The following is a 14435-nucleotide window of genomic DNA, read 5'->3' as shown; positions in this document are numbered from 1 at the left end:
TGTCCCCAACCATTTCCGTTACGTCACCTGTGCCGTTGCCGCGCGCCGCGAGGCTGCTATAGCGCGCGCATATTCCCCCTGGAGGTATCCTTGGCCAAATCACCCAAGAAGGCGCCCGCAAAAAAAGCGCCAGCAAAAAAGAGCGCCGACAAGGCACCGGTAACCACACATCCGGAGAGCGAGGATTTCGCGCTGCGCAATCTGCAGCAGGCCCTCGAAGCCAATCGCCATTACAAGGCGAACGATGACGAACTCCTGAAGTTCTACGAGCAGATGCTGCTGATCCGCCGCTTCGAAGAGCGTGCGGGACAGCTCTACGGTCTCGGCCTTATTGGCGGCTTTTGCCACCTGTATATCGGCCAGGAAGCCGTAGCTGTCGGGCTGCAGTCCGCGCTCGATGGTGACAAGGATTCGGTCATCACCGGATATCGCGATCATGGGCACATGCTGGCCTATGGCATCGATCCCAAAGTGATCATGGCCGAACTTACCGGTCGCCAGGCCGGGATTTCAAAGGGCAAGGGCGGGTCGATGCACATGTTCTCGACCGAGCATAAGTTTTATGGTGGACATGGAATCGTAGGCGCACAGGTCGCGCTCGGTGGCGGGCTCGCGCTCGCACACCAGTACAATGACGATGGCGGCCTGTGCCTCGCCTATTTCGGCGATGGCGCGGCGAACCAGGGCCAGGTCTACGAGACCTTCAACATGGCTGCGCTCTGGAACCTTCCGATCGTCTTCGTTGTCGAGAATAACGGGTATGCAATGGGCACAGCCGTGAAGCGCAGCTCGGCCGAAACCGAATTCTATCGCCGCGGTACCGCATTCCGCATCCCGGGCATGGACGTGAACGGTATGGATGTGCTGGAAGTTCGCGCGGCGGCCGAAATCGCGATGGACTATGTCCGCAAGGGCGGCGGCCCCGTGCTGATGGAACTCAACACCTATCGCTATCGCGGACACTCTATGTCCGACCCGGCGAAATACCGTAGCCGTGAGGAAGTGCAGGACGTGCGCGAAAAGAGCGATCCGATCGAAGGTGCCAAGAAAGCGCTCATCGAACGAGGGGTTTCCGAAGAGAAGCTCAAGGAAATCGACAAGGCGATCAAGGCGCGGGTCTCCGATGCCGCCGACTTTGCCGAGAATTCGCCCGAGCCGGAGATGGCCGAACTCTACACCGACGTACTGGTGGGAGAATACTGATGGCGGTCGAACTCAAGATGCCCGCGCTGTCGCCCACGATGGAGGAAGGCACGCTCGCCAAATGGCTCAAGCAGGAAGGCGACGAGGTCGTCGCTGGCGACATTCTGGCCGAAATCGAGACCGACAAGGCCACGATGGAATTCGAAGCTGTCGATGAAGGCGTGCTCGGCAAGATTCTTGTCGCCGAGGGAACAGAAGGCGTTGCTGTCGGCACCGTGATCGCGATGATCGGCGAAGAGGGCGAAGACATGTCCGATGCCGCACCCAGCGAAAGCTCGTCCGACGAGGTCGAGGATGTGCAGGGCGAGGGCAAGGATGTCGGTCGCGACCAAAGCGAGGCCGAAATCACCAAGCCGGCACCGAAGCCGAAAGCGGACGATCCGGAGATTCCCGCTGGCACCAACATGGCCAAGCTGACCGTTCGCGAAGCCTTGCGCGACGGTATGGCCGAAGAAATGCGCCTCGACGAACGCGTGTTCGTTATGGGCGAGGAAGTCGCCGAGTATCAGGGCGCGTACAAGGTTACGCAGGGGCTGCTCGAAGAGTTCGGACCCAAGCGGGTGATCGACACGCCGATTACCGAATACGGGTTCGCCGGCATCGGCACCGGTGCGGCGATGGGCGGCCTGCGTCCGATCGTCGAGTTCATGACCTTCAACTTCGCGATGCAGGCAATCGACCACATCGTGAATTCGGCGGCGAAGACCAATTACATGTCGGGCGGCCAGATGCGCTGTCCGGTCGTATTCCGCGGCCCCAACGCGGCGGCAAGCCGTGTCGGAGCACAGCACAGCCAGAACTACGGGCCGTGGTATGCCAGCGTTCCGGGCCTGATCGTGATCGCGCCATATGATGCGCAGGATGCCAAGGGCCTGATGAAGGCCGCAATCCGCTGCGACGATCCGGTCGTGTTCCTGGAAAACGAGCTGGTCTACGGTCGCAGCTTCGAAGTCGCACAGCTCGACGACCATGTCCTGCCGATCGGCAAGGCACGGATCATGCGCGAAGGTACCGACGTCACCATTGTCTCCTATTCGATCGCCGTTGGCCTCGCTCTCGAAGCGGCCGAGGAACTGGCGGGCGAGGGGATCGACGCCGAAGTCATCGACCTGCGCACGCTGCGTCCGCTCGACCGCGAAGCGATCCTGACCTCGCTTGCCAAGACCAACCGGTTGATCATCGCCGAGGAGGGCTGGCCTACCTGCTCGATCTCTTCCGAAGTCATGGCGATCTGCATGGAAGACGGCTTCGATCATCTCGATGCGCCCGTTCTGCGCGTGACCGACGAGGATGTGCCGCTGCCTTATGCGGCCAATCTCGAAAAGGCGGCGCTGATCGACAGCGCGCGGATCGTCAAAGCGGCAAAGAAGGTGTGCTACCGCGACTGAGGCGGATCAGCAGCTGAGGACCGTGGCCCTGGGCGAAGGGTTGAAAATCTGGCTCAGGTCACGGTCGTCGCGAACATACATCGCGGCGGTCTTGGTGAGAGTTTGTGGCTCCACAGCCCAGCCAAGAAGCAAGGGGTCATATTCGTAGAAAATTTCTACGAACATGATGGCGAAGTCTCGGTCTGCCGTCACGCGATTGCTGGCGGGGCCCATTCCCTTGAAGCCGGTGCCGCTCGATCCTTTGCCTTCATTTCCATAGGCCGACTTGTACGATCTCTTGTCGCCGTAGCATCGCTGCCAATGTATCCACTGCCCGTTGTCTGCGTTCACCTCGAGGCTGGAAATAATCGCGCGTCCGTTCTTTTTGAAATCGAGTGTGCCGGCCTGCAATTCCATGCCCGCGAACACTTCATGGACATCATGTTCACGGAATTGGGGGTCGCCTGTGGTGACGAACTGTTTGGCTCGCGAGGCATTGTCCGCGAGCGACGTCGCGAGATGGCTCACGCGCTGCTGGGTGAGGGCGTAGTTTGTCAATTCGGCACCGCCAAGCCCGAGCGTAATCAGGAACGGCGAGACATAGGCGAACTCAACAAGCGCGAGTCCGCTTTCGCAGCGCCAGATTTTGCGCAGGCGCTGCCTCAGGCCACCGAACCTTTCGCCGATTTTGTCTTTCATGGACATATGTTGACCCCCTCATTGGGTACCTGCGTCCCATAGGGCTGGTTGCGCAACGTGGTTTCGGCGTTGAGCTGGGTAATCTTCTCGCTGCTCCCGACAAGCGCCCACAATGGAAAGATCTTCTCGTACTTCACTTCGACTTCATAGAGGACGGCATCGTCCGCCCCGCCTTGGCTCTTTTTCCTGCCACGATCGGAGTCCCACTTCTTGTTGCCGTTGATATCGACGAAGCACTCGGTTGAATCGTAGCGTCCGTTCGAATTGGAATCGGTGAAGTCTTCGGGCGTTTTGACGTCCGAGAAATCCTGATAGCTCGTCCGCTTGATCTTGACATCGGCGTCTGGGGCGACACGCTTGATGCTCTTTTCCACCTTTTGGTCGATCGCTGCGGCATTGGTGCTGCCATCCTCGAGACCCGATGCACGAGACGCCTCTTGCAGAGCATTGCGCAGCGTGGTTTTGACGTAGGCGACATGTGCGAGCTCCATCCCGCCGAACAGGACGAGAAAGAGGATCGGTGCGACGACCGCGAACTCGACAATCGTGGCGCCCGATTCATCCTGGCGAAGTTTCCTGCAGAACGCGATCACGAACCGATCCTCAGATCCGCAATCTGAGAGGCAATGGCGGCATATTGCGCGCTAAGTTCGGCCGCATTGCTGGCATAATACCAACGTCCGCCGCTTGAACAGTCTTTCATGCGTTGAGTCAGCGATGTACCAAACGCGATAACCCACACCGTATAGCCTTCGTTTTTCGCGAGGCGGCAAGCGGCTTCGAACCGCTTGTAATGGCGGGTTGATAGATCATTCGTGCCGATACCGCTATAGCCCACACGGTGTTCGAGTTGTTCGATCCCATACGCTGAATGGGTTTGCTGGTTCACAGCCATGTCACCATCGGTCATGAAGATGAGGTGGCGCGTGGTCGATACGTTTGGCAGGTCGTTCACGTCCGATGAGAAGATCCCGCGAGGGCTACCGAGTCGCACGCCCCAGATCATTCCGATATCGTGGTAGGTCTGTCCGTCGGGTGACAAGCTATTGAGATAGTTGCTCATCCAGGTCGGCACTGAACTGCTCGTCATCGGAATGGATTCGAACAATCGCATCGGCGCCGGGCACGCGGAGTAATTGCCGCCCGGCTGCGTGAAGTCGGATGTACTCGTCTGATTATCATAGTTACGATAGAATGAGATATTATTCCAACGAGGAACCCAGTAGCTGCCTGGCTTGCCAGGGTCCGGGGCGCTGACGACATCCAGATCCTGCGCACCGTCGGGAATGGGGTTCCAGTCCGGTTCCGCAACCGTCTCGCGCTCGATAACGCAGCCGTCCCACGCGTTGCTTGCGATCGGAATGTTATCCCCCCTGACACCGTCGTTCATTGCCGCCAGTTCGCGGACATCGTAGGTGCCTGCAGTGTCGACCCACGAGTAGACTTCAGATCCGGGACTGTACTCGATCACATCTCTCGCATAGCTGACCGGTCCCAATCCGCTCAGGCCGCTGGCGTTCATGGTAACCGGTCGATAGACCCATTGCTTGAAGGCGTAGCGGGTTTCATATTCGTATTCGGTGTAGACCGGCCTTCTCGTGCAGTAACCGTAGTCCCTTCCGCGGTACCTTCCTCGTCGGTCGAAGTTCACCAGTTCATACGTCGTGGTGACAGGAGGATTCCCGGACGTGGAACTGGCACCACCGTTCGAGGCCCAATTGTCGCAATCGTAATCGTATAGGACTCGCCTATACGTTTCTTCCGCACCGTAGGTCGTTTCTCCCGGGCCGGTCGCCACATAAACGGGCTCAGTGAATTCTGCTTCGCGCGATTGGTAGACCGCCGAATCCGCAAAATAGCTACTTGGCATCTTTGCATTGGCAATCAGGTGCGACGCGTTGACGCTTACCGAGTACGGTACGAAGCCATAACGTACGCGGGTACCCGGATCCGACGTTGCCTTAGCGAGGGTTTCGTGGAAGTCTTTAACTGCCTGTCGCAGCGCTCCGATCTTGTTGCTGGTCCCCATCGAGCCGGTCGTATCGAGGACGAACATGATATCCGTGTTCGAAATCTGCAGTTCGGCCATGCAGGACACGCTCAACTCGAAGTTTTTGTAGTTGAACATATGCATTATCAGCGTGGGAACTTTTGTCGTCGCCGTGCCGAGAACATCGTCATCGGCGTTTCTGGTCGGCGTGAACACCGTATCGCTGGCACTGAAATCGGCGGATTCGTAGTTGACGCCGAACATTTTCTGCGCCTTGCCTTTTTCGCCCGATCCCCAGCTACCGGTGCGGGCGAGGGCGCGGCGACCGGCGAGGACGCCCGCATCGCAGGCCGACTGCAATTGCGATTTCGCCATCGAAGCACGGCTAAGATCAACAGCGCCGCCAACCATGGCGAGCATCGGAAATATCGCTGCTGCACCGATGACGTAGACATTGCCTGACTGGTTGCCCCATAGGCGCCGCACGAATTGGAAGATCATATGTATCATCGGCCCACCACGTGATTCATAGCCGTGATCTAGAGTGGTTTGGTAAGCGTCCCGCCAAGCAGTATGGTTAATGAGGTATTAAAGCGGAAGATGAGCGGCGCCGACCCCGACCAAATACCCCAAATCTACCTGCTGGCGCTTGCTTATGCGCCCGGGCCGAGCGAGCGTGATATTTTCACATTGTTCGCGCTCGAGGCCCAATTCGCACGCTTCGTCAGCGGAGCGAACGAGCCGATCATAGCCCAGATGCGCCTCGCCTGGTGGCGCGATCGCTTTGCCGAACCGGTCTCCGATTGGCCCAAGGGAAACCCGCTCCTTGCCCGACTATCGAGCTGGGGCGAGGCTGCAAGAGAACTTCAGGGCGTTGTCGATGGATGGGAAGCGCTGCTTGCCGAGCGGCCGCTCGGCGAATCTCCGATCCTGGCCCATGCCCAGGGGAGGGCGACGGGATGGCTGGCTCTGGCGAAACTCAAGGGAGACGGAGCGCAGGAAAGCGCCATTGCGCCCGCAGCCAAGCGCCATGCGCTCGTCGAAGCCGCATGGCACTGGCTCGGCGAAGGCGATCGCACAATCGCGCTCGATCTGGCGGGGGCCCTGCCCAAGACGCAGCTTCGCGGGAAGACGCTAAGGCCGCTGGCCGTGCTCGATGCGCTGGCCGCGAAAGCCCTTGCCAGCGATCGCGCGCCCCTATCGCGACCGACCGATCTATTCATCGCATTGCGCCGGGGCCTGCTGGGGCGCTAGAGTGGTCACCATCGCGATAGGGGGCGACGATGAAGGGACTGGTAAGCGGAGCATTCATAGCACTCGTTCTCGCAGGCACTGGCCTGTTCTGGTGGCAGGGCAGGGCGCAGGTCGAGGAGGCGGCCCCACCACCACCTGTTGCGGAAAGTGCGGTGCCCGATACGCTCCCAAGCGTCGATCCCGGGGATCAACGCGGTCCCGACCTGCCCGAAGCGACCGAACTCACGCGCGAGCAGCGCCGATTTTTTCGCTATGACCGCAATCGCGATCTCAAGATCACCCGCCGCGAAATGCTCTCGACCCGCACGGCCGCTTTCCGCAAGCTCGACAAGGACGGCAACAATCTGCTGACCTTCGAGGAGTGGGCAGTGGCGACGGTCGACAAGTTCGAAGGCGCCGATTCCGATGGCGACAATGAACTGACGCCGTCCGAATTCCGCACCACTGCTCCGAAGCGCAAGCCGAAACCGGCCTGTCGCTGTTAGGTTAGGCGGGCACACCTTCCATTTCGGCCAGCCACGCGCCGAAGCTCTCCTTGGCGCGCGAGGTATAGGCTTCCTTGCGGACTTTCTTCGGCACCCGCTCCTCGAAGGGCGGGAATAGGCCGAAATTGACGTTCATCGGTTGGAAGGTCGCCGCCTCGGCATCGCCGGTAATGTGGGAGAGCAGGGCGCCCATCGCGGTTTCGCGAGGGGGCGAAGTCCAGTTCCGCCCGGCCAGCTCGGCAGCCACCATCAGGCCTGCCATCAAGCCGACGGCAGAACTCTCGACATAGCCTTCGCATCCGGTCACCTGCCCGGCGAACCGGATATGCGGCGCGGCTTTCAGGCGCAGCTGGCGGTCGAGTACGTCGGGCGAATTGAGAAAAGTGTTGCGATGCAGGCCACCGAGCCTTGCAAATTCGGCATTCTCGAGCCCGGGGATGGTGCGGAAGAGCTCGATCTGTGCGCCGTATTTGAGCTTGGTCTGGAATCCGACCATGTTCCACAGCGTGCCGAGCCGGTTGTCCTGACGCAGCTGGACGACCGCATAGGGCCAGCGGCCTTGTGGGTGCTCCTCGCTCGTATCGTAGGGATTATCGAGACCGACGCCCTTCATCGGGCCGTAACGAAGGGTCTCCACCCCGCGTGACGCCATCACTTCGATCGGCATGCAGCCTTCGAAATAGGGGGTGTCCTTCTCCCACTCGCGGAATTCGGTCTTCTCGCCGTCGATCAGTCCTTGGTGGAACGCCTCGTACTGCTCCTTCGTCATCGGGCAGTTGATGTAGTCGCCTTCTTCGTTCGAAGCTTCGGTGCGCTTGTTCCAGCGGCTCTGGATCCAGCATTTCGCCATGTCGATGCTGTCGCGATGGACGATCGGCGCGATGGCGTCGAAGAAGGCGAGGCGATCGCTGCCGGTCGCAGAAACGATGCTCTCGGCCAGCGACTGCGCAGTCAGTGGGCCGGTCGCAACGATGGTGAGCCCTTCGTCCGGCAAGGTATCGATCCGTTCGCGCACGACAGTGATGTTCGGATGCTCGAGCAGCATCCGCTCGACCTCGGCCGAGAAGATGTCGCGATCCACCGCCATCGCGCTACCTGCGGGAACGCGCGCCTTCTCGCCCGCCCGCATGACGATGCTGTCGAGCCGCCGCATTTCGTGATGCAGCAGGCCTACCGCGTTCTTCTCGTCGTCGTCGGAGCGGAAACTGTTCGAGCAGACAAGTTCGGCCAGGCCGTCGGTCTGGTGGGCAGGCGTGGTCTCTCCGCTGCCGCGCATTTCCGACAGGCGAACGTTGTAGCCGCGCTGGGCCAATTGCCACGCCGCTTCGCTTCCGGCGAGGCCGCCGCCGATGATGTGGATATCATGTGCCATGGAACGCGCAGTTAGGTTTGCATGGCGCGCGCGTCCAGCGCTAAGCGGTCGGCGAAGGAGTATCCATGGTCCGCCAAGCCCTTATCGATCGCAGGCCGTTCCTGCTGCTGAGCCTCGCACTGTCGGTCTCCTTTTTCTTCGCGAGCGACGGACGCGTCCCTGGTCTATGGCTCACCGCATGGAAGGGCGCATGCGTCGGTACGCTCGCGATCTATGCGTGGGATCGGGGCAGGGGGCGCGACACCGTGCTGATCGCCGCCGTGATGGCACTCGGCGCGCTGGGCGATGTGGGAATTGAGTTCGCCATCGAATTGGGCGCGCTGTTTTTCGCCCTCGGGCATCTCGTTGCGATCCTGCTTTATCGCCACAATGCGCGGGAGATCGTCCAACCGAGCCAGAAGATGGCCGCCTTTGGATTGCTGCTGGGTACGCCGATCGTCACCGCGATGATTACCGCGCCGCAGGATGGCTGGCTTCTCGCAACGATCTATGCGCTGATCCTCGGGCTGATGGCTGCCACTGCTTGGGTCAGCCGCTTCTCGCGCTATCAGGTGGGGCTTGGCGCGGTGCTGTTCGTCGCGTCCGACCTGCTGATCTTCGCCAAGGAAGCCGGCCGGATCGATCCCGCGATCACCGATTGGCTCATCTGGCCGCTTTATTACACCGGTCAGTTCCTGATCGTCACCGGGGTGATCCAGCGGCTGCGCGGCGAGCGACACAATCCGGCAGCGGTCTAACCCGCTACGTTCGTTTGCCGCCCGCCGATCGCACTAGCTTGCGCCGGGTTCGCCTTCGATATTGTCGTCCGAATGCGCGGTCGTGTGCGGCGTCGTCTCTTCGGAGGTCCGCCCCACCATGTCTTCGGCGATCGCTTCCTCGGCCTCGTTTTCAGGCGACTCGTCTTCGTCGATCCGGGCTGCACCGACGATCCTCTCGTCCTTTCCAACATTAAAGATCCGGACCCCGGACGAAGCACGTCCCGAGATCGAATAACCTTGATGGTTCTCGAACCCGTTCTCCATTTCATGGCGGAACTCGATCGGCAGGCGGATCAGCTTGGCCTGGTCGGTCACCAGCATGAGTTGCATGCCGTGGCGGACGGGGAAACTCGCCACCACCGGACCATTCCGATCGGGATTGCTGTCGGGGGCACCGATATTGGTCAGTCCCATGCCGCCACGACCGATCGTGCGGTATTCGTAGGAGGACGAGATCTTACCATAGCCGTTTGCGGTGATGGTGAGGATGAACTCCTCGCTTTCTGCCATTTCCGCCACTTTTTCAGGCGGCAGCGTGGGTTCGACATCGTTGTTCTTCCACGATGCCGCCCGCAGATAGGCTTCGCGGACCTCGGTGTCGCGTTCGCTGGCATCGAGCACGGCCATCGAAACGAGCTTGGCACCATCTTTCAAGGTCATACCACGCACGCCGATGCCGGTCCGGCTCTTCGTTTCGCGCGCATCGGTCGCAGCGAAGCGGATCGCTTTGCCCGTATCGTTGGCGAGGAAAACTTCCTGCGTTTCGCCCACCAGGCGGACGCCGATCAATCGGTCGTTGCTGCCTTCGACGAACCCCATCGCGTATTTGCCGTTCGAGGGCACGTTGGTGAACGCGTCCATCGAGTTGCGGCGAACCATGCCCTGTTCGGTAGCGAACACGATTCCGAGCGAGGACCATTCTTCCTCGTTTTCGGGCAGGGGCAGAACGTTGGTGACGAGTTCGCCATCGCCCAGCGGCAGCAGATTGACCATCGGACGACCGCGGGTCTGCGGACCGCCCTCGGGCAATTTCCACACCTTCAGGCGATAGACGCGTCCAGTATTGGTGAAGAAAAGCACCGGGTTGTGGGTCGAAGTTACGAACAATTCGACGACGGCATCCTCGTCCTTCGTCGCCATACCGCTGCGCCCCTTGCCGCCGCGAGCCTGCGCGCGGAACGTGGCGAGGGGAGTGCGCTTGATGTAGCCGCCATGCGTGACGGTGACGACCATGTCTTCCTGCTCGATGAGGTCTTCATCCTCGAGCCCGTCCCAGGCCGGCGCGATCTCGGTGATGCGCGGCGTGGCGTAAGCCTCGCGGATTTCCTCGAGTTCCTCACGCATCACCCCGTAGAGTTTCGCTCGGTCGGCGAGGATCGAGAGATATTCCTCGATCGCGATCGAGAGTTCCTTGAGTTCATCGCCGATCTCGTCACGTCCGAGCGCCGTCAGGCGATGGAGGCGCAGATCGAGGATGGCCTTCACCTGGCGTTCGGAAAGGCGATATGTGCCGCCCTCCTGTTCGGCATCGGGCTCGATCGCTTCGACCAAGCGGATATACTGGGCGATATCACCGATCGGCCATTCCTTGGCGCGCAGCTTTTCGCGAGCGACCTGCGGGTTCGGTGCTCCGCGGATGATGGCCACCACTTCGTCGAGATTCGACACGGCGACAACGAGGCCAAGCAAGATGTGCGCCCGATCGCGCGCCTTGTTGAGCTCGTATTTTGTGCGCCGCGTGATGACCTGTTCGCGGAACGCGATGAACGATGAAATAATGTCGCGCAGCGAAAGCACTTCGGGGCGCCCGCCGCGGATTGCGAGCATGTTGGCCGGGAAGCTCGATTGAGCTGGTGTATAGCGCCAGATCTGGTTCAGCACGACTTCGGGCGACGCATCGCGCTTGAGGTCGACCACGACACGAACGCCCTCACGCGAACTTTCGTCGCGAATGTCGGCAACGCCTTCGATCCGCTTGTCCTTCGCGGCTTCGGCGATCTTTTCGACGAGGCCCGACTTGCCGACCTGGTACGGCATCGATGTGAGGACGATCGACTGGCGATCGCCTTGCTTCGTCTCGATTTCGTGACGCGCGCGCATCAGCACCGAACCGCGCCCGGTCGTGTAAGCCGAGCGGGCGCCCGATTTGCCGAGAATCAGGGGAGCGGTGGGGAAGTCCGGACCTGGAATAATCTCGAACAATTCTTCCGAACTGATTGAAGGATTTTCGATATATGCCAGGCAGCCGTCGATCACTTCGCCCAGATTGTGCGGAGGAATGTTGGTCGCCATGCCGACCGCGATGCCGCCCGCCCCATTGACCAGAAGGTTCGGAAAGCGTGCCGGCAGCACGGTCGGCTCCCGCCGGGAGCCGTCATAGTTGTCGGCGAAATCGACTGTGTCCTTGTCGAGATCGTCGAGCAGCGAATTGGCCACGCGGGCAAGGCGTGCTTCGGTGTAACGCATCGAGGCCGGCGGATCGGGATCCATCGAGCCGAAATTGCCCTGACCGTCGATCAACGGGACGCGCAGGGACCAGTCTTGCGTCATGCGCGCAAGCGCGTCGTAGATCGCAGAGTCGCCGTGGGGGTGGTAGTTACCCATTACGTCGCCGACGATCTTGGCGCTCTTGCGATAGGGTCGTCCGGCGACGAAGCCGCCTTCCTGACTGGCGAACAGGATCCGGCGGTGAACCGGCTTCAGTCCGTCGCGCACATCGGGGAGGGCGCGGCTCACGATCACGCTCATCGCGTAATCGAGATAGCTGGTCTTCATTTCATCGACGATGTCGATGCGGGGAAAAGCCTCGGGCGAGGAGGGGGAATCGAGAATTTCGGTATCGTCTGCCAAGGGGCGTCCGTTCGTATTGTTTCTGCTTAGCCGCGAGGGGCCTTCCAATGGGGTAGACCTTATCAAATCCGCTCGAAATTCGCCAGCAAACCCCCTCCGCGGAGCGCAGATTCGCGCGATTTATCCACATTGCTCGCCGGAACGCGCTGAACCGGCCATGCGTAGGGTATTCAAACACCGTTCAGCGGCTTTTTGGTAGAAGGTTCATATTGCCAGAAAGCCGATGGAGCGGCAGGAGGCACAACGAATTTGGCCGGGCGGCATCCCTCCGCCGCCCCGGTTTTCTCAACGAAGGGGATTTCTCAGATGATTTCGACTGTTTCGCGCAAGACCCGCGCTATTATCGGCAAGCCTACGATGGCCGCGATGCTCGCCTTTGCGGGTATCGGTGCCGTCGCCACCGCACCTGCCGCGCAGGCCCAAGAACAACAGCCGGAACTCGCACCCTCCAAGGACTTCCAGAAAGCCTTCAAGCCGGTATTCGAGGCGTACAAGGCCAGCGCGGCGGACGCGGAAGTGAAAGCCAAATCGGACAGCGTGCGCCAGTCGGAGGGCGAAGCTCGCGAAGCCGGTCGCGCCGAGCTCGCGCGGATGCTGGCGGACGAGATCGCTGCATTGCGTGCGGTGAAGGACAAGATCGAAAACCCTTCGGACCGGTATTTCTGGGGCAACGTCGCGATTGGCTACGGCGCGCTGACTGACGATACAGCCCTGCAGCTCGAAGGCATCGACACGGAAACGTCAAGCGGCCTGCAAAGTAATGCTCGCAAGGCGGCTTTGCAAAATGCGCGCGGTATCATTCTGTTCGAACGTGGCGATTTTGCGAAGGCGCGTGAGGCGTTTCAGATGGCGATCGATGCCGGAAGCACCGATGCCAACCTGAGAAACAACATTGTTGTCACGTATATTCGCGAAGGCAACCGAGCGCAGGCGCTCGATTACATGAACGGTATGATCGACGAAAGCGCTGCGGTCAGCAAACCGAGCGAGGAATTGTTGCTCCGAGCGTACAAGCTGGCACGCGAACTCCAGACCTCCGATCAGAATGATTATGCTTACAATCTCGTCCGGTTCTATCCGAACCCGACGAACTGGGCCAATGCGATCATCATCGTGCGTGACGGATATAGTGAGGACGAGGCCGTGCTCGACCTCCAGCGACTGATGGTCCAGACCGACAGTATCCAGAACCGTCCGGATGTCTCCGCGATCGTTGAATACGCCGATTACCGCAAGCGTCCGCAGGAAGTGCTCGACGCAATCGATCTTGGCATCGAGAAGGGCTTCTTCGACGAAAGCGAAGGGTTCGTTACGCAGAATCGCGAAGACGCTAAGAAGCAGATCGCGGTCGATGAAAGCGGCGAGTTGGATTCGCTCGGTGCCGACGCGCGCAAGCCGAACGCGTCGCTCGCGACTATTGTGGCCGCAGCGGACGCCTACCTGAACTATGGGCAGCCGGGCACCGCTGAAGAACTCTATCGACTTGCCGCGGCCAAGCCCGGTGCCGGCAACGGCAAATTCATGACCCGCATCGGCATTGCGCAAATCGAGCAAGGCCGTTTCGCCGAAGCGAAGGAAACGTTCGCCTCGGTAACCGGTGAGTGGGCGGCGATTGCCAATCTGTGGCGGATCTATGCCGAGCAGCAGGCTGGCTGACCGTAATTCAAACCCAATTGAAAGAGGGCGAGTCGGCTTTGGCCGATGCGCCCTTTCTCTTAGGTCAGCGCAGGCGCCTAACGTAATACTGGTTGTCGTCGCGACGCTCCATCTGGAACTGGTCGATCGAATCGAACAGGTCGGACAGCCGCTTGAAGCCGTAATTGCGAACATCGAAGCTGGAACGGTTGCCGGCGATCAGGCCGACTTCGCCGAGCGAGGCGAAACCCTCTTCATCTCGCTTGGCGGCTTTCCAGGCGGTGCCGAGCAGTTCGATCAAATCTTCGTCGAGCGAACGCTTGTCCTCCGCCTTGCGAGCCTTGGGGCTCGGCGGTTCATCCGATGCACTCGCGATCAGCGCGTCGATATCGATAAAGCGCGTACACGCGCTCTTGAACGCGGCGGGGGTCTTCTTGGTGCTGCCGAAGCCATAGACGATCAATCCATCCTGCCGCAGGCGCGTGACGAGCGGGGTGAAATCGCTGTCCGACGACATGATCCCGAAACCGTCGACCTTCCCTTGATACAGCAGGTCGACCGCATCGATCGTCATCGCCATGTCGGTGGCGTTCTTGCCCGCTGTCAGATCGAATTGCTGCTGCGGACGGATCCCGTATTTGTGGGTGATCTTGTCCCAATTCTGCAAATTGTTCTTCGCGAAATTGCCGTAGGCACGCTTGATGTTCACCTGGCCGAGTTCGGCCATCACGGTCAGCACCGGGTCGATGCCGCGCGGACTGGTGTTGTCGGCGTCGATCAGGAGGGCGATGTTTTTGAGATCCGGTTCGGGCATGCGCCATC

Annotated in this window: 12 protein-coding genes; 6 read left to right on the top strand and 6 right to left on the bottom strand. The window is 60.4% G+C overall.

The annotated features are described in order from the left end of the window. Positions 1–90 precede the first annotated feature (90 nt). Together pdhA and GRI68_RS04900 are read left to right on the top strand one after the other, a co-directional pair. The gene (gene pdhA / locus GRI68_RS04905) at positions 91–1203 is read left to right on the top strand and encodes a pyruvate dehydrogenase (acetyl-transferring) E1 component subunit alpha (protein ID WP_160616203.1); all 1113 of its coding nucleotides are present in this window, start codon (positions 91–93) and stop codon (positions 1201–1203) included. After that, positions 1203–2591: a pyruvate dehydrogenase complex E1 component subunit beta gene (locus tag GRI68_RS04900; RefSeq protein ID WP_160616202.1), complete on the top strand. Its 1389-nt coding sequence runs from the start codon at positions 1203–1205 to the stop codon at positions 2589–2591. The genes pdhA and GRI68_RS04900 overlap by 1 nt, the downstream gene beginning before the upstream one ends. A gap of 6 nt (positions 2592–2597) precedes the next feature. Here GRI68_RS04900 and GRI68_RS04895 read toward each other — a convergent pair whose 3' ends face one another. From GRI68_RS04895 to GRI68_RS04885, 3 genes are read right to left on the bottom strand one after another with little or no spacing between them, the layout of a single operon-like run. Continuing rightward, positions 2598–3269 carry a TadE/TadG family type IV pilus assembly protein gene (locus tag GRI68_RS04895; protein ID WP_160616201.1) on the bottom strand — a complete coding sequence of 224 codons (672 nt, stop codon included), beginning with the start codon at positions 3267–3269 and terminating at the stop codon, positions 2598–2600. After that, positions 3266–3862, bottom strand: a complete 597-nt coding sequence (locus GRI68_RS04890; protein WP_160616200.1) for a TadE/TadG family type IV pilus assembly protein — start codon at positions 3860–3862, stop codon at positions 3266–3268. The genes GRI68_RS04895 and GRI68_RS04890 overlap by 4 nt, the downstream gene beginning before the upstream one ends. Beyond that, positions 3859–5769, bottom strand: a complete 1911-nt coding sequence (locus tag GRI68_RS04885; RefSeq protein WP_160616199.1) for a TadE/TadG family type IV pilus assembly protein — start codon at positions 5767–5769, stop codon at positions 3859–3861. Before GRI68_RS04885 ends, GRI68_RS04890 begins: the two co-directional genes overlap by 4 nt. Before the next feature lie 90 nt (positions 5770–5859). On the opposite strand from GRI68_RS04885, the gene GRI68_RS04880 reads away from it, so the two are divergent. Then, the gene (locus GRI68_RS04880; protein ID WP_160616198.1) at positions 5860–6513 is read left to right on the top strand and encodes a hypothetical protein; all 654 of its coding nucleotides are present in this window, start codon (positions 5860–5862) and stop codon (positions 6511–6513) included. A 29-nt stretch (positions 6514–6542) separates the two neighbouring features. Next, on the top strand, positions 6543–6998 hold the full coding sequence (locus GRI68_RS04875) for an EF-hand domain-containing protein (RefSeq protein WP_160616197.1): 456 nt from the start codon (positions 6543–6545) through the stop codon (positions 6996–6998). A gap of 1 nt (position 6999) precedes the next feature. Here the strand turns inward: GRI68_RS04875 and trmFO are convergent, their stop codons facing one another. After that, positions 7000–8370, bottom strand: a complete 1371-nt coding sequence (gene trmFO / locus GRI68_RS04870) for a methylenetetrahydrofolate--tRNA-(uracil(54)-C(5))-methyltransferase (FADH(2)-oxidizing) TrmFO (RefSeq protein ID WP_160616196.1) — start codon at positions 8368–8370, stop codon at positions 7000–7002. A gap of 65 nt (positions 8371–8435) precedes the next feature. Between trmFO and GRI68_RS04865 the strand changes: the two genes are divergently transcribed. Beyond that, positions 8436–9107: a lysoplasmalogenase gene (locus tag GRI68_RS04865; protein ID WP_160616195.1), complete on the top strand. Its 672-nt coding sequence runs from the start codon at positions 8436–8438 to the stop codon at positions 9105–9107. A gap of 33 nt (positions 9108–9140) precedes the next feature. Here GRI68_RS04865 and gyrA read toward each other — a convergent pair whose 3' ends face one another. Then, positions 9141–11978 carry a DNA gyrase subunit A gene (gyrA, locus tag GRI68_RS04860; RefSeq protein WP_160616194.1) on the bottom strand — a complete coding sequence of 946 codons (2838 nt, stop codon included), beginning with the start codon at positions 11976–11978 and terminating at the stop codon, positions 9141–9143. Between the two features lie 306 nt (positions 11979–12284). On the opposite strand from gyrA, the gene GRI68_RS04855 reads away from it, so the two are divergent. Further along, the gene (locus GRI68_RS04855) at positions 12285–13634 is read left to right on the top strand and encodes a hypothetical protein (RefSeq protein WP_160616193.1); all 1350 of its coding nucleotides are present in this window, start codon (positions 12285–12287) and stop codon (positions 13632–13634) included. Positions 13635–13698: 64 nt separating this feature from the next. Here the strand turns inward: GRI68_RS04855 and GRI68_RS04850 are convergent, their stop codons facing one another. After that, on the bottom strand, positions 13699–14427 hold the full coding sequence (locus tag GRI68_RS04850) for an NYN domain-containing protein (protein ID WP_160616192.1): 729 nt from the start codon (positions 14425–14427) through the stop codon (positions 13699–13701). Positions 14428–14435: the final 8 nt, after the last annotated feature.

The sequence above is a fragment of the Alteriqipengyuania halimionae genome (genome assembly GCF_009827575.1).
GTDB lineage: Bacteria > Pseudomonadota > Alphaproteobacteria > Sphingomonadales > Sphingomonadaceae > Alteriqipengyuania_A > Alteriqipengyuania_A halimionae.
The sequence above is the reverse complement of the archived record's forward strand: the minus strand, read 5'-3'. Positions and strand labels throughout refer to the sequence as shown.